Source organism: Ruminococcus sp. RTP21204st1_B2_RTP21204_210225 (assembly GCF_040914135.1).
Classification (GTDB): Bacteria; Bacillota; Clostridia; order Oscillospirales; family Ruminococcaceae; genus Hominimerdicola; species Hominimerdicola aceti.
In genome coordinates this window covers 1-18,698 of the sequence record NZ_JBCPGA010000029.1, presented here as the reverse complement: position 1 = coordinate 18,698, position 18,698 = coordinate 1, and the positions used below count along the sequence as shown (strand labels likewise).

Genomic DNA, 18,698 nt, shown 5'->3' with positions numbered 1-18,698 from the left:
TTTCCTGTCAGCTTTTATGTGACGCACATATCACCCATTCCAATATTTTCTGTCAAGGCTTCGATACTGAACAGCCATTGCGATATGCTTTTTGTCTATGACCTTTGCACCGTCCATATCCGCAACAGTTCGTGCGACTTTAAGTATGCGGTCATAGGCTCTTGCTGAAAGTCCCAGCCTGTCAAAAACGTTCTCCAAAAGCTTTGAAGCCTCATATGTCACAGGGCAGACCTCGTGAAGAATATCAGAGGTTATTCGTGCGTTGCAGGTTATGCTAGTGCCTTTGAAACGCTCGTTTTGTATGTCACGGGCTTTTTGAACACGCTCTCTTATGGACGCTGATGACTCCTCTTTGGCAGTGGAAGAAAGATCTGCAAACTCAACAGGTGCGACCTCCAAATGAATGTCAAAACGGTCGAGAAGTGGTCCGCTGACTTTGGAAAGATAGCTTGAAACTTGTTTCGGAGAGCATATGCACTTTCTTGTTGGGTGACCAAAATATCCGCATGGACAAGGATTCATTGCAGCGATAAGCATGAACGAACATGGGTATGTTATCGACCCTGACACTCTGGATATGGTCACCTGCCTGTCCTCCAAAGGCTGACGTAAGATCTCAAGGGCAGGGCGTGAAAACTCTGCAAGCTCGTCAAGAAAAAGCAAGCCGTTATGTGCAAGTGATATCTCACCGGGCTTTGGCACAGAGCCGCCGCCTGAAAGTCCTGCCGGTGAAACTGTATGATGCGGTGAACGGAAAGGTCTGGTGGTGATAAGAGGACTGTTGCTGTCCAAAAGTCCTGCCACAGAATGGATATTTGTGGTTTCTATAGACTCCTCAAAGGTCATGGCAGGAAGTATCGACGGCATACGTTTTGCAAGCATTGATTTTCCTGAGCCAGGCGAACCTATCATAAGCACATTGTGACCGCCTGCCGCTGCGACCTCCAATGCTTTTTTTGCCGCTGATTGTCCTTTTACGTCGGCAAAATCAAGACTTCCGAAATAGCTTTCAGCGGTGGGCTTATAGTGTGCCGCAGGAACTATTGCCGCCTTTTTCTCAAAGTGAAAAACAAGCTCACGCAAAGACCTTACGCCATAGGCTTTTATACCCTCCACAACGGAAGCTTCACGAACATTGTCGGCAGGAACATATATCTCAGAAAGTCCCATTTTCTGCGCCATTATGGTCATAGGCAAAACGCCCTGAACAGGTCTTACTTCTCCGCTGAGAGAAAGCTCGCCGATAAAAGCGGAGGTGGAAAGCATACTGTCATCAACAAGGTCAGCCATTCGCAAGAGTGCAACTGCCACGGCTAAGTCATAGACCGAGCCTGTTTTTCTCACATCGGCAGGTGCAAGATTTATGATTATTTTTCTCAGAGGCAATGTTATCTCGCTTGAACGCAGTGCAGAACGCACACGTTCACGGCTTTCTTTTACAGATGCGTCTGCAAGTCCCACGATATCGAAAGAGGGCAGACCCTTTGAAGCTTCTATCTCCACCTTGACCGCAAAGGCATTAAGCCCCAGCAGACCTACACTGTTTATTAAAGCAAACACGTTGACTTCTCTCCCTTACGGCTTAATCTGAACACATTTCAGAGCTTATGATATCGAGCAGAAAATCTGCAATATCATTATACACCTCACGGCGGTTGGTTTCGTTCACAAGCTCGTGACGTGCATTTTCGTATATCTTCATCTCAACGTCACAGCCGTTGAGGGACAGCCTGTTGAACACGCTTAGTACGCCTTTTCCGTAGTTTCCCACAGGGTCGCCACTGCCTGCTATAAGATAGGTAGGCAAAGTTTTCGGATAGGTGGAGAACCACTTTTCGTTTGAAACATACCACAAAAGCTTTGCAAGATTTTCAAAGCCGTTTAGGGTGAAAATAAAGTTGCATTTAGGGTCTTTTTCGTAGGTGGAAACTATTTCAGGGTCACGGGATATCCAATCATATTCGCTGACCTTATCGGTAATTTTTCTTGTATAAGCACCGAAAGCAAGCTTATTTACGGCGTTGCTCCTATATTTATCACCATGGAGTATTTTGAGGCTGTCAACAAGGGTGAGCAAAGCAGGGATACCCTCCATGCCGCCGCTTGTTCCACAGAAGATAGCCGCTGTGAGGTTTCTGCCATGCTTGGTGACAAAAGCTCTTGCAAGGAAGCTTCCCATGCTGTGACCGAGAAGAAAATACGGCTTGTCAGGGTAGTTGTGTTTCATCATTTTTGTGAGAGTATACATATCCTCGACAGCGTTTTCCCAGCCATGTTCAGGGGAGAAGTAGCCAAGCTCGGAGCTGTCGTTCACACTGTCGCCATGACCGAGGTGGTCGTTTCCGCATACTGCGAAGCCCAAGCCTGTGAGGAACTCAGCGAGGTCGTCATAACGTCTGAAATATTCGCACATACCGTGGGATATTTGAACGACACCTCTTACTGTGCCGATAGGGAAACGAACGTAATACGCGATCTTATGAAGTCCGTCAGAGGACAGATAGTAGCTTTTGAAATGAGTACAATTCATAGAAATTTACCTCCTTGGGGTTAGGATTTCGTACAATTTTACTTATCAATAGTATAGCACTTTTTGGGGGAATAATCAAGGGGAAGTTTTTAATAGGAGCGGAGTTTAATTGAGGAGGGAGGAGTGAGGAATGAGGAATGAGGAATGAGCATAGCAGACCAAAGTAAATTGCAAGCATAAAGTAAAATAAAGCACCGAGCGAAGCGAGAGATAAAGCGCACGCTCAAGCCCGGCGCTAGAGGGCTTGTGGGGTCTAGGGGCAAAGCCCCTAGCGGAGTATGAGGCAGAGCCTCATTCGGCGCAAGCCGACAAGGTGCAGATTGTAGTATCAAAAGCATATAGAAGTCAGATATCAGATAAAAGTGATATCGGAGAATTAAATCTGCACCGCCTTTCTAGCCCTAAGCGCAATGTAGATACGCAAAGAGCGGAGCGATTTTGCGGAGGAATAAACTATCCCAAATAACTGTAGGGGCGAACAGCGTTCGCCCGTGTTCAGAATTTGTTATAATTTCAGAATTGTAGGGGAGCGGCGCAATTTCTGCTTTGCAGAAATCCGACGTCCCGACCCCCTCGCACGTCTTTGTACATCTGCATGACTTTATGGTAAATTCAAACCTCGTCACTTCGAGCGGGCTGTCGCATTTCTGTGAGCTTGCGAACAGAAATTTCGCCAAGCCCCTACAAGCGTGATAGGATAGTTTTTTGTTCTGTCCTACAATGGTTGTAATCGTGGACTTGTTTCTTCGACGGGCGAACGCTGTTCGCCCCTACAGATTTGTTGCCGTAATTTTGTCCGATATATATATTCAATTTTCAAGTTGCGTCCGGGGTGTGTCACCGAGTATAATGCCCTAGGTTTTGCATACACAAAATACCGCAATGCACACCCACGCTTTGACACAAGTACTCTACAGCCTGTTCCAGAAACTCACCTCGGTTTCACTAAGTCGCAGGGCTTGTACGTGCCCGCAAGTATCAAAACGCTTTCTACTTATCCCGAAAATCACCACTTTTGTTGCATAAAAAATGCAACAATTGCTGAAATGTTGCCAAATTAAAATATAAATCATTTGTTTGCACAATTTGTTAAGTGATTTTTTGTTGGATATGACAAGTAAATCGGAATTATTATGTAATGGCAGACAAGTTGGTGCAGATAGTAATGAAATAAAGGGTAGGTTAGGGTGGAGATAATGAGGCGGAGGGTGATAAAAGCAGCTGGGTAAACGAAAAAATTTACGATTTGATAACACATTGGTAATAGTAGAAGTTTCTGCGTCGAATTGTGCGATTTTTGTTCAAATCGGAGAAAATAGGAAAATCGGTGAGAAGTGTAAGCTAAAATGCTTGACAAGGACTTGCTAATATTATATAATAGTATACTGTATCATAATGGAGTTTTCCACCTATTTCATGCGTTTTTGAGTGCAGAAAATCATGGAAAACACCGCCAAAACCACTGGCGAATACGATTGTTATATAGTATTATATAAATGTATTTTCCAAATAAATTAAGGAGTGATTGAGCCTATGGTGAATGTCAAGGACGTAAAACTTGGTAAGAACACGAGAAAGAGCTTTGCCAAGATCAATGAGGTTCTGGAGATGCCTAACCTTATTGAAGTGCAGAAGAACTCTTATCAGTGGTTCCTCGATGAAGGTCTGAAGGAGGTCTTCAGAGATGTTTCAGCTATTACTGATTATAATGGTACGCTGGAGCTGACTTTTGTTGGATACCATTTCGACGAAGAGGCTAAGTATTCTGTTGCAGAGTGCAAGGCGAGAGATGTAACTTATGCAGTGCCACTGAGAGTTACTGCAAGACTTAACAATACCGAGACCGGCGAGATCAAGGAGTCCGAGGTATTTATGGGTGACTTCCCTAAAATGACCGACAGCGGAACTTTTGTTATCAACGGTGCAGAGCGTGTTATCGTTTCTCAGTTGGTGCGTTCACCAGGTGTTTATTACGCTTTTGATAAGGACAAGACCGGTAAGGATCTGTTCAAGACAACTGTTATCCCTAACAGAGGTGCTTGGCTTGAATATGAAATGGATTCTAACGACGTGGTTTATGTCAGAATCGATAAAAACAGAAAGATCCCTCTTACTACTTTCCTGAGATCGCTCGGTATTGGTACTAACGAGGAGATCGAGGAAGTTTTCGGTCCTGATGAAAGACTTACTCAGACTATCATGCAGAAGGATCAGACTGCTAACAGAGAGGAAGCTCTTCTTGAGGTTTACAAGAAGCTCCGTCCGGGCGAGCCTCCTACAGTAGATTCTGCTGTTACTCACCTGAACAACCTGTTCTTTGACGCTAAGAGATATGATCTTTCAAGATTTGGCAGATATAAGTACAACAAGAAGCTTGGCGTTGGTTCAAGACTTTCAGGTCACAGACTTTCAAGACCTGTTGTAAATCCTATGACAGGCGAGGTAATGGCTGAGGCTGGCGATCTTATCAGCTTTGATAAGGCTATGGAGATCGAGACCGCAGGTGTTATGGAGGCTTACGTTGACGTTGAGGTAAAGGAGCATCTTACTTCCGCAACAGGCGAGGCTGTTACAAAGCTTGAAGAGTGTGAAGTTAAGATCATAGGCAACGGCATGGTAGACATCAACGCTTATGTTGATTTTGACTGCACTGAGCTTGGCATCAACGAAAAGGTATCTTTCAAGGCTCTCAAGGAAATTCTTGAGGATTCTGAGAATGAGGAAGAACTTAAGGAGAACATCAAACTTAAGGCTGACGACCTCGTTCCAAAGCACATCACTATCGATGATATTATCGCTACGGTTTCTTACTTCCTCAACCTTTGCGAGGGCGTTGGTACTGTTGACGATATCGACCATCTTGGCAACAGAAGAATCCGTTCAGTAGGCGAGCTTCTTCAGAACCAGTTCAGGATCGGTTTCACAAGAATGGAAAGAGTTATCCGTGAGAGAATGAACATTCAGTCACAGGGCACTGAGGTCGTTACTCCTACAGCTCTTATCAATATAAGACCTATCACTGCGGCTATCAGAGAGTTCTTCGGTTCTTCTCCACTGTCACAGTTCATGGATCAGAACAACCCTCTGGCTGAGCTTACTCATAAGAGAAGACTTTCAGCCCTCGGCCCTGGCGGTCTTTCAAGAGACCGTGCCGGATTTGAGGTCCGTGACGTTCACTATACTCACTACGGCAGAATGTGTCCTATCGAGACGCCTGAAGGTCCTAACATCGGACTTATCTCTTACCTTGCTTCTTTCGCAAGGATAAACGAGTACGGCTTTATCGAAGCTCCTTACAGACGTGTTGACAAGGAAACAGGCGTTGTAACTGACGAAGTTGTTTATATGACGGCTGACGTTGAAGATAACTACATGGTCGCTCAGGCAAACGAGCCTCTTACTGAGGATAACAAGTTTGCCAGACCTAAGGTAAACGGCAGATACAGAGATCAGATCCTCGAGATAGAGAGAGAGAAGATCGACTTCATGGACGTTTCACCTAAAATGGTAGTTTCTGTGGCTACTGCTTGTATCCCGTTCCTTGAGAACGATGACGCTAACCGTGCGCTCATGGGTTCAAACATGCAGAGACAGGCTGTGCCTCTGCTCAAGACTGAGTCTCCTATCGTTGGTACTGGTATGGAATACAAGGCTTGTCTTGATTCAGGCGTTGCTGTTGTTTCTAAGAACGCAGGCGTTGTTGAGAGCGTTGACGCTGACAAGATCGTTATCCGTGAGGACAGCGGTATGCTCAGAACTTATGAGCTGACTAAGTTCAAGCGTTCCAACGCAGGTACTTGCACAAACCAGAGACCTATCGTCAATAAGGGCGAGAGAATTGAAGCTAATCAGATAATCGGTGACGGCCCTGCTACCTCAAACGGCGAGCTTTCACTTGGTAAGAACGCTCTTATCGGCTTCATGACTTGGGAAGGTTACAACTACGAGGACGCCGTTCTTCTGAACGAAAACCTTGTAAAGCAGGATAAGTACACTTCTATCCATATTGAAGAGTATGAGACAGAAGCCAGAGATACAAAGCTCGGACCTGAGGAGATCACAAGAGATATCCCTAACGTTGGCGAGGACGCTCTTAAGGATCTGGACGAGAACGGTATCATAAGAATAGGCGCAGAGGTTCGCTCGGGAGATATACTTGTTGGTAAGGTAACACCTAAGGGTGAAACTGAGCTGACAGCTGAGGAAAGACTTCTGAGAGCTATCTTCGGTGAGAAGGCTAGAGAAGTTAGAGATAATTCTCTTAAGGTACCTCACGGCGAGGCCGGTACTATCATTGATGTTAAGATATTCACAAGAGAGAACTGCGACGAGCTTTCTCCTGGAGTAAATATGCTCGTCAGATGCTATATCGCACAGAAGAGAAAGATCTCTGTGGGCGATAAGATGGCGGGTCGTCACGGTAACAAGGGTGTCGTTTCAAGAATACTCCCACAGGAGGATATGCCATTCCTTGAGGACGGTACTCCGCTTGATATCTGTCTTAACCCATTGGGCGTACCTTCTCGTATGAACATCGGTCAGGTGCTTGAGGTTCATCTTGGTATGGCGGCAAAGGCTCTTGGCTGGAAGATAATGACTCCTGTATTCGACGGCGCTCACGAGGCAGACATCAGAGAATGCTTCAAAATGGCTCAGCAGAATTATCTGGAGCATAAGGACGATGAATTCACTCTCCACACAATGGACGAGGTCATCAACCCTAACGCACTGAGCATGAGCGAGGACGGCAAGTTCACTGTTTATGACGGAAGAACAGGCGAGAAGTTCGATAACAGAGTTACAGTCGGTTATATGTACTACCTGAAGCTCCACCACCTCGTAGACGATAAGATACACGCACGTTCAGTTGGTCCTTATTCACTGGTAACACAGCAGCCACTCGGCGGTAAGGCTCAGTTCGGTGGTCAGAGATTCGGAGAAATGGAAGTTTGGGCGCTCGAAGCTTACGGTGCTGCTTACACACTTCAGGAGATCCTTACAGTTAAGTCTGACGATACTGTGGGAAGAGTCAAGACATACGAGGCTATCGTTAAGGGACAGAATGTTCCTAAGCCTGGTGTTCCTGAGGCGTTCAAGGTACTTGTTAAGGAGCTTCAGTCACTTGGTCTGGATCTCAAGGTACTCAACATCAATAACGAGGAAATAGATCTTAAGCAGTCGTTTGACGAGGACGAGGAGCTTGTTCCACAGCCTGCTATCGAAGATCATATCGATTTCGGCGTTGACGAGGGCGATCTCGACGAGGGCTTCATGGCTGAAGACGAGAACGGCACTTCCGAACTGGAGGGCAGCGCAGCTTCCGACGAGTCTGATCTGTTCCTTAATGACGGTGAATAATTTTGCACAGTAACTAAATAAGCTGAGGTCAAAGGGCGGAAGGCTCCGCCCTTGCGACCGTTTCATATAGAAGTCGGCTGTTGCCGTGCTTCAAACTAAACAGGAAGAGGGTACTGCTGTTGGAATTCAATGAGTTTGCATCAATCAAGATCGGTCTTGCTTCGCCTCAGAAGATCCGTGAGTGGTCTTACGGCGTTGTTACCAGACCTGAAACAATAAACTATCGTACTCAGAAGCCGGAAAAGGACGGATTGTTCTGCGAAAAGATATTCGGACCTTCAAAGGACTGGGAGTGTCACTGCGGTAAATATAAGAAAATTCGCTTTAAAGGCAAAGTCTGCGAGCGTTGCGGCGTTGAGGTAACAAGAGCCAAGGTTCGTAGAGAGAGAATGGGTCACATTGAGCTTGCTGCACCTGTTTCTCACATTTGGTATTTCAAGGGAACTCCGTCAAGAATAGGACAGATGCTTGAAATATCACAGAAAAGACTTGAAGAAGTTCTTTACTTCACAAAATACATCGTTATAGATCCAGGTAACACTGAGCTTATCAAGGGTCAGCTCCTTACTGAAAAGGATTATAGCGAAATGCAGGAAAAGTATGACGAGGACGAGTTCAGAGCCGGCATGGGCGCTGAGGCTATCAAGGAGCTTCTTGAAGAGATCGATCTCGAGAAGCTTTCAGAAGAGCTTAAAACTGAGCTGAAGGATCTTCCTGCGGGTCAGAAGCGTATCAAGCTTCTGAAAAGACTGGAGATCGTTGAAGCTTTCAGAACATCAGGCAACAGACCTGAGTGGATGATACTGGAGGCTATACCTGTTATACCACCTGATATCAGACCTATGGTACTGCTGGACGGCGGAAGATACGCAACCAGCGACCTTAATGACCTTTATAGACGTGTTATCAACAGAAATAACCGTCTTAAGAAAATGCTGGAGCTTGAAGCACCTGACATCATCGTTAGAAACGAAAAGAGAATGCTTCAGGAAGCTGTTGACGCACTTATCGACAACGGCAGACACGGCAGACCTGTTACAGGTCCTAACAACAGAGCATACAAGTCACTTTCAGATATGCTCAAAGGTAAGCAGGGACGTTTCAGACAGAACCTTCTTGGTAAGCGTGTTGACTATTCAGGACGTTCTGTTATCGTCGTAGGCCCTGAGCTTAAGATGTATCAGTGCGGTCTGCCAAAGGAAATGGCTCTTGAGCTGTTCAAGCCTTTCGTTATGAAAAGACTTGTTGACACCAATCCTACTATCAACATCAAGTCTGCAAGGAAAAAGGTAGACAGAGCTGAGCCAGAGGTTTGGGACGCACTTGAAAACGTTATTCAGGGTCACCCTGTAATGCTCAACCGTGCGCCTACACTTCACAGACTTGGTATTCAGGCATTCGAGCCTATCCTTGTAGAGGGCAGAGCTATCAAGCTTCACCCACTGGTTTGTACAGCGTTCAACGCTGACTTCGACGGCGACCAGATGGCTGTTCACCTGCCGATCTCAGCAGAGGCTCAGGCTGAGGCAAGATTCCTTATGCTGGCTGCCAACAACCTGTTGAAGCCTTCAGACGGACGCCCTGTTGCAGTTCCTACACAGGATATGATACTTGGTTCTTACTACCTGACACTGAAGAAGGACGGCGAGCCTGGCGAGGGCAAGGTGTTCAGAGATGTGAACGAGGCTCTTATGGCTTACGATCAGCACATCGTTTCACTTCATGCTGCTATCAAGGTAAGAATTACCAAGCAGATAGGCGACAAGCAGGTATCAAAGGTGATAGACGCTACAGTCGGAAGACTTATCTTCAACTCTATCATTCCTCAGAACCTTGGCTTTGTTGACAGAACAAATTCAGAAAAGCAGTTCGATCTTGAGATAAGCTTCCTTGTAAAGAAGAAGCAGCTTTCTGATATCATTGATAAATGTATCCAGAAGCATGGTACTACTACTACTTCCGAAGTTCTCGACAACATCAAGAGCCTTGGTTATAAGTATTCTACAAAGTCTGCTATCACAGTTGCAGTATGCGACGCTTCTATCCCTGAGGCTAAGAAGGATATCCTTGCAAAGGCTGACGGACTTGTTGACAAGATAGACAAGCAGTATAAGAGAGGTTATATTTCAAGAGAAGAGAAGTCAAAGAAGTTCATTGAGATCTGGAACAACGCTACAGACGAAGTTACAGAGGCTCTGAAAGCTAACCTTGACCCATATAACCCAATCAACATGATGGCTGACTCAGGTGCCCGTGGTTCTATCAACCAGATCAGACAGCTGGCAGGTATGCGTGGACTTATCGCCAACACATCAGGTTCAACAATTGAGATGCCTATCAGAGCTAACTACCGTGAAGGTCTTAACATTCTGGAATACTTCATTTCTTCCAGAGGTGCGAGAAAGGGACTTGCCGATACAGCGCTTCGTACTGCTGACTCAGGTTACCTTACAAGACGTCTTGTTGACGTTTCTCAGGACGTTATCATTCGTCAGGAGGACTGCGGTACTCACGTTGGTATCGAGATATTCGACATAAAGAACGGAAACGAAATGATCGAGCCTCTCAGCGAGAGACTTGTGGGTAGATATCTTGTTGAGGATCTCAAGGATCCTAAGACAGGCGAGATGATATGCTCAAGAAACAAGCTCATAAACGTTCATGACGCTGAAAGAATAGTTGCTGCACTTGAAGCTGAGGGCAAGGATTCTATCTCTATCAGATCAGTTCTTCAGTGTCAGGCTAAGCATGGCGTTTGCGCTAAGTGCTACGGCGCTAACCTTGCAAACGGAAATATCGTTCAGGTCGGTGAGGCTGTCGGTGTAATCTCCGCTCAGTCTATCGGTGAGCCTGGTACACAGCTTACAATGAGAACCTTCCACACAGGTGGTATCGCTTCTGCGGAAGATATCACACAGGGTCTTCCTAGAGTCGAGGAACTGTTTGAGAGCAGACGTCCAAAGGGTGCTGCTATCATCACAAGGATCGACGGCGTAGTTAGGATCGAGGAAGTCAAGAAGACCAAGCAGATCACTGTTACAAGCGAGGACACTGAAAATCCTGAGCAGGAGTCTTATGCTATCCCATACGGCTACAAGATAAGAGTTCGTGAGGGACAGGCTGTTACAGCCGGTGAGCCGCTCACAGAGGGTTCTATCAACCCAGCTGATATCCTTGCAGTTAATGGTCCTAAGGCTGTTCAGAACTACATCATCACCGAAGTTCAGAAGGTTTACCGTCTGCAGGGTGTTGATATCAACGATAAGCACATTGAAGTTATCGTTCGTCAGATGATGAGAAAGGTCAAGATAGACGACTCCGGTTCAAGCTATCTGCTCCCTGGTTCACTTATCGACAGAGGAGAGGTCGCAAGACTCAACGAGGAGATACAGGCTCAGATCGACGCCGGCGATGAGAACGCAAGACTTATCACAACTGTTCCTGTTCTTCAGGGTATCACAAAGGCTTCAAGCTACTCGGATTCATTCCTGTCGGCTGCTTCATTCCAGGAGACAACTAAGGCTCTTACAGACGCAGCTATCAGAGGCAAGACCGATAAGCTCATGGGTCTTAAGGAAAATGTTATTATCGGTAAGCTCATTCCTGCCGGCACCGGTATGGACGTTTACAACAACGTTCAGGTGGTCAAGAATGAGAGTGCGGCTAACCATAACACCGCAGAAACACCGTTATTCTAATGACTTTTATATCAGCCTGCATGGTTCATTCATGCGGGCTGATTTTTTTTATTTTGTATGAAACCTTTTTGCCTGCCACGGCGTTTTAGTATATGAAGGGAAGTGAAAGCATGAAGAATATGACCGAAAGCGAATACCGCCAACTTGTAGAGGAGTATTCGGATATGGTAACAAGGCTTTGCGTGGTGCACACGGGAAATTTTTCCGACGCTGAGGACTGCTATCAGAACGTGTTCTTCAAGCTTTTCAAGCAGATGAAAAAAGGCACGCCGCCAAACCCGAAAGCGTGGCTCATCAGAGTGGCTCTCAACGAATGCCGGAGTGTTTTGCGGTATCGTTTGAGGAAAAACACAGTCGATCTGAACAGCATAACGTCTTTCTCAAAGGACGGCAGCGACATAGAGATACTTGACCTTATTTTCAGACTTCCCCCGAAATATCGGGATAGTATTTATCTTTATTACTTTGAGGAGCTGTCAGTGCAGGAGATAGCACAGCTTACGAAGATAAAGGAAAATACCATAAAAACGCATTTGAAACGTGGAAGAGAACAACTGAAGGATATGATAATGTTGTGAACTATATAAATGTCAATAAAAAACTAGGGCATTGGGACGTCGCATTTCTGTGAAACAGAAATTGAGCCGCTCCCCTACAAAAGAGGTAAAAACTATTATGTTGGGGCTGGACTTTCAGCATAACATTGACTGAAGGTATAGTTTGCAATGAGGATATCACAGAAAGGGGCAGCAAATGAAAAAGATAAATGCTTTTTACTGTATAAAAACTCCTTCGGATTGGAAGGAGAGTGTGCTTATGTATGACAAGCCTACAGAGAAAAATAAAACAAAACTTACAGGCTTTCAGCTTGCAGGTGCGGTGCTTGCGGCTTTGCTTCTGGTGGTGGGCGGTGCGCTGACCCTTTATCGCAGCGGTGATGAGCATAAGATCAATGTCGGTATGCAGCAGCCAAGTATAGACAGTTCGGAAAGCCTTGACAGCACTGAGCTTACGGCTGATTTAGAACAGGCACAAAATGCGCTTAAGCAGGTCGTTAAAGACAAAGAGATAACGGCGGTCGGAACGTATGCCGGCTGCGGCTCGGACGGAACGGGATATCTTTTTGTCGATAAGATATATGTTGAGAAATACACCTCTGAAAAGGGCGGATTGATCGACTATGTTACTGTGAATGAATATGAATACCTGAAATACCACTATTACGCTGCGTTTAAACTTGATTTCAGAGCGAAAGATGTTACCACAGGGAAGTTTGTTTATGCGGACGAACTGAAAGTGGGCGAAAAAATCGCAGTCGGCACAAACTGCGATAATCTGAGTAATTGGAACTCGGATGAGATCGCAACAGGTCTTGGCGAAACGGTCGGTGGCGACAGCTTTGGAACAGACTTCTATTATTCACTTAGATCATCAATAGCCTATGCTTATGATATCGACAGTTCAAAGGATACAGGCAAGGAAAAGCTTGATAAGCTCATTCTTGATAGTGTACAGCATATATACGAAGATATGATACTGCAAGCTGACGACTTCAGCATTGTGCTAAATCCTGTTGAAAAGGACTGGGGATTTAAAATTGATACGCTGGTAAATTCTGTTAAGCATATCAATTATGATGCTGACAATTACGAAAGGGATATTATCTATCCGCTGATAATAACACCAATTCAAAAGGGTAAAGCCATAAACGTTTCCACAGCAGGAGGGTCAAAGGAAGGCATAATTATCAAGGTGGACGGAAGATATTTCAGTATAACTTCCAATTATAAGGATATTGTGGAGCAGGAAGATACTAATAATGAATTGTATGGTTTCCAAAGTGCTACGGTAAAGAAAAACAGAAATTACTTCTTTGATGAAAATGAATGGCTCGTTGCAATTAAATTTGCAACGGGTGCAAACACCTATTTTAGTGATGATCTGAAACTTTATATCAACGAAGTACAAAACGATATAACCTATTCGGACAAGACTGACGACAGCGATTGTGTTATAACTTATCATAGATTCAGCGAGACAGAGGTCGAAGTGGCGGATAAAGGAGAAATTTTAGATACAGACAGCAAGACGGAATGAGGGATAATTTGCAGGGCAGTGCGTGAAAAACCGCTGCCCTGTGCTTTTTATAGCTTTTGACAGAAAATTTAACTGAAATTTTCAAAAAGTTAAAAAAGTCAAGAAAAAGTGCTTGACAAGAGACGGAGAATAGTGTATAATATCAAGGTATGCTGATGTATTGTATATCAGCATATAGTATCAAATCTATGAAAGGAGAGAAAATATGCCAACCTTTAACCAGTTAGTAAGAAAAGGAAGAAATGTCCTTGCAGACAAGTCTACAGCTCCTGCTCTTCAGAAGGGTTTCAACTCAAAGAAGAAGGTAGTTATCGATCAGAGCTGCCCACAGAAGCGTGGCGTTTGCACAGTAGTAAGAACTGCTACACCTAAAAAGCCAAACTCAGCTATGAGAAAGGTTGCCAGAGTTAAGCTCACAAACGGAAACGAAGTTACAGCTTACATCCCTGGTATCGGACACAATCTTCAGGAGCACTCCGTTGTTCTTATCAGAGGCGGACGTGTTAAGGACCTCCCTGGTGTAAGATATCACATCATCAGAGGCACTCTCGACGCTCAGGGCGTTGCTAAGAGAATGCAGGCGAGATCCAAGTATGGCGCTAAGAAGCCAAAGGCAGGAGCAGCCAAGTAATCAAAAACTGAAAAGCTCATTTTAGTAACAAGGTAATAACTCATTGTCGCATATTGCGAAGACCACAGTTTATGTGGAGTGATTAATATATATTAGTTGACTCTACAAGGAACTGACGGGGCTGTAAAACGGCTGTGTGCCGTGGTTACAGAGCGAGTACCTGTGAATTCATTATTTGTGAAGGAGGGAATTAAAGTGCCAAGAAGAGGTAGAGTTACAAAGAGAGACGTGCTTCAGGATCCAGTATACAATTCTAAGCTTGTTACACGTCTTGTAAACAACATCATGCTTGACGGTAAGAAGGGTGTTGCCCAGAAGATCGTTTACGGAGCATTTGAAATTGTCGAAGAAAAGACAGGCAGACCTGCTCTTGAAGTATTCCAGGAGGCTATGGATAACATCATGCCTGAGCTGGAGGTCAAGGCTCGCCGTGTAGGCGGTGCGACTTACCAGGTACCAATGGAGGTTCGTCCTGACAGAAGACAGACACTTGGTCTGAGATGGATAACAAAGTATTCTCGTGAGAGAAACGAGGACACAATGAGAGAGAGACTCGCAGCAGAGATCCTCGACGCTCTTAACGGCGTTGGCGGTTCATGCAAGAAGCGTGACGAAACTCATAAGATGGCTGAAGCAAACAAGGCTTTCGCTCATTACAGATGGTAAGAGGTATAAAGGAGGATATATATGGCAAGAGAATGTAAATTGCAGGACTACCGTAATATCGGTATCATGGCACACATCGACGCCGGCAAGACTACTACTACAGAGCGTATCCTGTTTTATACCGGTGTAAACTATAAGATCGGTGAAACACACGACGGTGCATCTACAATGGACTGGATGGCACAGGAGAAGGAGAGAGGTATCACAATTACTTCTGCTGCTACTACTTGCTACTGGAAGGGTCACAGACTCAACATTATAGATACTCCAGGCCACGTTGACTTTACAGTTGAGGTTGAGCGTTCACTTCGTGTACTCGACGGTTCTGTAACAGTTCTTTGTGCTAAGGGTGGTGTTGAGCCTCAGACTGAAACAGTTTGGAGACAGGCTGATAACTATCAGGTACCAAGAATGGTATATGTCAACAAGATGGATATCATGGGTGCAAACTTCTACAACGTTTTGAATATGCTCCATGAAAGACTTCATTGTAACGCCGTTCCTATCCAGCTCCCTATCGGTGCTGAGGACGACTTCAAGGGTATCGTCGATCTGCTCGAAATGAAGGCTTATGTATACTATGATGACCTTGGAAAGGATATCCGTCAGGAAGAGATTCCTGAGGACCTTAAGGAAAAGGCTGAACAGTATCACGCTGACCTTATCGAGCATCTTGCAGAAGTTGATGACGATCTCGCTGAGAAGTATTTCGCAGACGAAGAGATCACTATCGACGAGATGAAGAAGGTAATCAGAAAGAGTACTATCGCTAACACAATGGTACCTGTTACCTGCGGAACTTCATACAGAAACAAGGGCGTTCAGAAGCTTCTTGACGCTATTGTAGATTATATGCCTTCACCTATCGACGTACCACACATCAAGGGTACTGACGTAAACACAGGTGAGGAAGTTGAGAGAATTTCAGGCGACGATCAGCCATTCGCTGCTCTCGCATTCAAGATTGCTACAGACCCATTCGTTGGTAAGCTCTGCTACTTCAGAGTTTATTCAGGTGTTCTGACAGCCGGTTCTACAGTTTATAACTCCACTAAGGATAAGGACGAGAGAATAGGAAGAATCGTTCAGATGCACTCTAACGCTAGAAAGGATATCGATACTATCTACGCTGGTGATATCGGTGCCGCTATCGGTCTGAAGAACACAACAACAGGTGACACTCTTTGTGATGAAGAGCACCCTGTACTTCTTGAGTCAATGGAATTCCCTGAGCCTGTTATCCAGCTCGCTATTGAGCCTAAGACTAAGGCAGGTCAGGAAAAGATGGGTATCGCTCTTGCAAAGCTTGCTGAAGAGGACCCAACATTCAGAACTTATACTTCTGAGGAAACAGGTCAGACAATTATCGCCGGAATGGGCGAGCTGCACCTTGAGATCATCGTAGACAGACTTCTCCGTGAGTTCAAGGTAGAGGCAAATGTCGGTGCTCCTCAGGTTTCATATAAGGAAACAATTACTGCTCCTGCAAGCGTTGATTACAAGTACGCTAAGCAGTCAGGTGGTAAGGGTCAGTACGGTCACGTTAAGATCAACGTTGAGCCAAACGAGTCCGGTAAGGGCTATGAGTTCATCAACAAGGTTATCGGCGGTGCTATTCCTAAGGAATACATTCCAGCAGTTGATGCAGGTATCAGGGGTGCTATGGAGAACGGCGTTCTCGCTGGCTTCCAGGTAGTTGACGTTAAGGTCGAGCTGTACGATGGATCTTATCACGAAGTCGATTCTTCTGAAATGGCATTTAAGATCGCCGGTTCTATGGCGTTCAAGGAGGCTATGAGAAAGGCTTCACCAATCATTCTTGAGCCTATCATGAAGGTTTGCGTTATCGCTCCTGATGATTATCTCGGAACAGTTATAGGCGACCTCAACTCCCGTCGTGGACAGATCCTCGGTCAGGAGCAGAGAACTGGTGCTGTTCAGGTAGACGCTCTCGTTCCACTGTCTGAAATGTTTGGTTACTCAAATGACCTGCGTTCTAAGACACAGGGTCGTGGACAGTACACAATGGAGCCTGACAGCTACATTCAGGTACCAAAGTCTATCTCTGAGAAGATCATGGCTTCAAGAAACAAGGACTAATAAATTTGCGGAAAATTTTCTGCTTTTTCTATTGCAAATTTGCATTTTATTTGATATAATTATACTACGGTATGTTAAATCGGAAACTATTAAATTTTAAGGAGGAAAATTCCTATGGCAAAGGCACATTTCGAAAGAACCAAACCACACGTTAACATTGGTACAATCGGTCACGTTGACCACGGTAAGACAACTCTTACTGCTGCTATCACAAAGACTCTTGCTCTTGAAGGTCTTGCTGAGAAGAAGGATTACAACAACATCGACTCAGCTCCAGAGGAGAGAGAGAGAGGAATTACAATCAACACAGCTCACGTTGAGTATGAGACAAAGAACCGTCACTATGCTCACGTTGACTGCCCAGGCCACGCTGACTATGTAAAGAACATGATCACTGGTGCTGCTCAGATGGACGGCGCTATCCTCGTAGTTGCTGCTTCTGATGGTCCTATGGCTCAGACAAGAGAGCACCTTCTCCTTGCTAGACAGGTAGGCGTTCCAGCTATCGTTGTTTTCATGAACAAGGCTGACCAGGTTGACGATGAAGAGCTTCTCGACCTCGTTGAGATGGATATCAGAGAGCTCCTCGACAAGTACGATTTCCCTGGCGACGAGACTCCAATCATCAAGGGTTCAGCTCTTGCAGCTCTTGAAGCTCCAGACGATCTTTCAGATCCAGCTTACAAGCCAATCCTTGACCTTATGGACGCTGTTGACACATTTATCCCAACACCAGACAGAAAGTCTGATCTCCCATTCCTGATGCCTGTTGAGGACGTATTCACAATCACAGGCCGTGGTACAGTTGCTACTGGTAGAGTTGAAAGAGGTCAGCTCAAGACTGGTGACGAAGTTGAGATCCTCGGACTTTCAACTGAGAGACCAAAGACTGTTGTAACAGGTATCGAGATGTTCAGAAAGATCCTTGACTACGCTGAGGCAGGCGACAACATCGGTGCACTTCTCCGTGGTATCCAGAGATCTGACATTCAGAGAGGCCAGGTTCTTTGTAAGCCAGGTTCCATTCACCCATACACAAAGTTCTCAGGTCAGGTTTACGTTCTGAAGAAGGAAGAGGGCGGCCGTCATACTCCATTCTTCAACAACTACAGACCACAGTTCTATTTCAGAACAACAGACGTTACTGGCGTTATCACACTTCCTGCTGACAAGGAAATGTGCATGCCTGGCGATAACGTAGAGATGGATGTTGAGCTTATCACTCCAATCGCTATCGAAGAGGGACTTCGTTTCGCTATCCGTGAGGGTGGTAGAACAGTAGGTTCTGGCGTCGTTACAGCTGTTAGAGACTAATTTTTAGTTCGCTATATAAAGGCGCTGTAAAAAAAAGCGCAACAAAGCCCGTGGATTTCCTCGATATGGAAGCCCACGGGTTTTAATATATCACACAGCAAAAAAGAACTATCTAATCTTGAAAAAAGGGTACAGCAAACACACCGGCAGAAAATACAGCGCTTTTTGCCGATTATTAAAATGTTGAAAAATATCTTTTTCAGGCTGCTTTTCTGATTGCGATCTTCTTCAAGTGAAATTTATGCAGATTAAAACCACAGCAAATCATCGCAATTTCTAAATTCATGGCATTTAAGCCACGTCT

Annotated in this window: 10 protein-coding genes; 8 read left to right on the top strand and 2 right to left on the bottom strand. The window is 45.2% G+C overall.

Translation table 11 applies throughout. The features are described 5' to 3' along the window. Positions 1-30: 30 nt before the first annotated feature. Both AB5123_RS09985 and AB5123_RS09980 read right to left on the bottom strand, forming a co-directional pair. A complete protein-coding gene (locus AB5123_RS09985; protein ID WP_368364764.1) occupies positions 31-1,560 on the bottom strand; it encodes a YifB family Mg chelatase-like AAA ATPase in 1,530 nt (509 codons plus the stop codon). A gap of 22 nt (positions 1,561-1,582) precedes the next feature. After that, a complete protein-coding gene (locus AB5123_RS09980) occupies positions 1,583-2,530 on the bottom strand; it encodes an alpha/beta fold hydrolase (RefSeq protein ID WP_368364763.1) in 948 nt (315 codons plus the stop codon). Positions 2,531-4,063: 1,533 nt separating this feature from the next. Between AB5123_RS09980 and rpoB the strand changes: the two genes are divergently transcribed. The 8 genes from rpoB (at position 4,064) to tuf (ending at position 18,394) form a co-directional block, all read left to right on the top strand. Next, positions 4,064-7,888, top strand: a complete 3,825-nt coding sequence (gene rpoB, locus AB5123_RS09975; RefSeq protein ID WP_117858490.1) for a DNA-directed RNA polymerase subunit beta — start codon at positions 4,064-4,066, stop codon at positions 7,886-7,888. Between the two features lie 119 nt (positions 7,889-8,007). Beyond that, positions 8,008-11,586 carry a DNA-directed RNA polymerase subunit beta' gene (rpoC, locus tag AB5123_RS09970; protein WP_117923166.1) on the top strand — a complete coding sequence of 1,193 codons (3,579 nt, stop codon included), beginning with the start codon at positions 8,008-8,010 and terminating at the stop codon, positions 11,584-11,586. Positions 11,587-11,696: 110 nt separating this feature from the next. Continuing rightward, positions 11,697-12,164 (top strand): RNA polymerase sigma factor, encoded by a 468-nt coding sequence (locus AB5123_RS09965; RefSeq protein ID WP_278461677.1) that lies wholly within the window; start codon positions 11,697-11,699, stop codon positions 12,162-12,164. 175 nt (positions 12,165-12,339) lie between these two features. After that, complete coding sequence (locus AB5123_RS09960) at positions 12,340-13,683, top strand: hypothetical protein (RefSeq protein ID WP_368364762.1); 1,344 nt, start codon at positions 12,340-12,342, stop codon at positions 13,681-13,683. Positions 13,684-13,888: 205 nt separating this feature from the next. Next, positions 13,889-14,314 carry a 30S ribosomal protein S12 gene (gene rpsL / locus AB5123_RS09955; RefSeq protein WP_022288664.1) on the top strand — a complete coding sequence of 142 codons (426 nt, stop codon included), beginning with the start codon at positions 13,889-13,891 and terminating at the stop codon, positions 14,312-14,314. A 195-nt stretch (positions 14,315-14,509) separates the two neighbouring features. Further along, positions 14,510-14,980: a 30S ribosomal protein S7 gene (gene rpsG / locus AB5123_RS09950; RefSeq protein WP_022288663.1), complete on the top strand. Its 471-nt coding sequence runs from the start codon at positions 14,510-14,512 to the stop codon at positions 14,978-14,980. 21 nt (positions 14,981-15,001) lie between these two features. Then, positions 15,002-17,080 (top strand): elongation factor G, encoded by a 2,079-nt coding sequence (gene fusA, locus AB5123_RS09945; RefSeq protein ID WP_368364761.1) that lies wholly within the window; start codon positions 15,002-15,004, stop codon positions 17,078-17,080. 114 nt (positions 17,081-17,194) lie between these two features. After that, positions 17,195-18,394: an elongation factor Tu gene (tuf, locus tag AB5123_RS09940; RefSeq protein WP_022288661.1), complete on the top strand. Its 1,200-nt coding sequence runs from the start codon at positions 17,195-17,197 to the stop codon at positions 18,392-18,394. Positions 18,395-18,698: the final 304 nt, after the last annotated feature.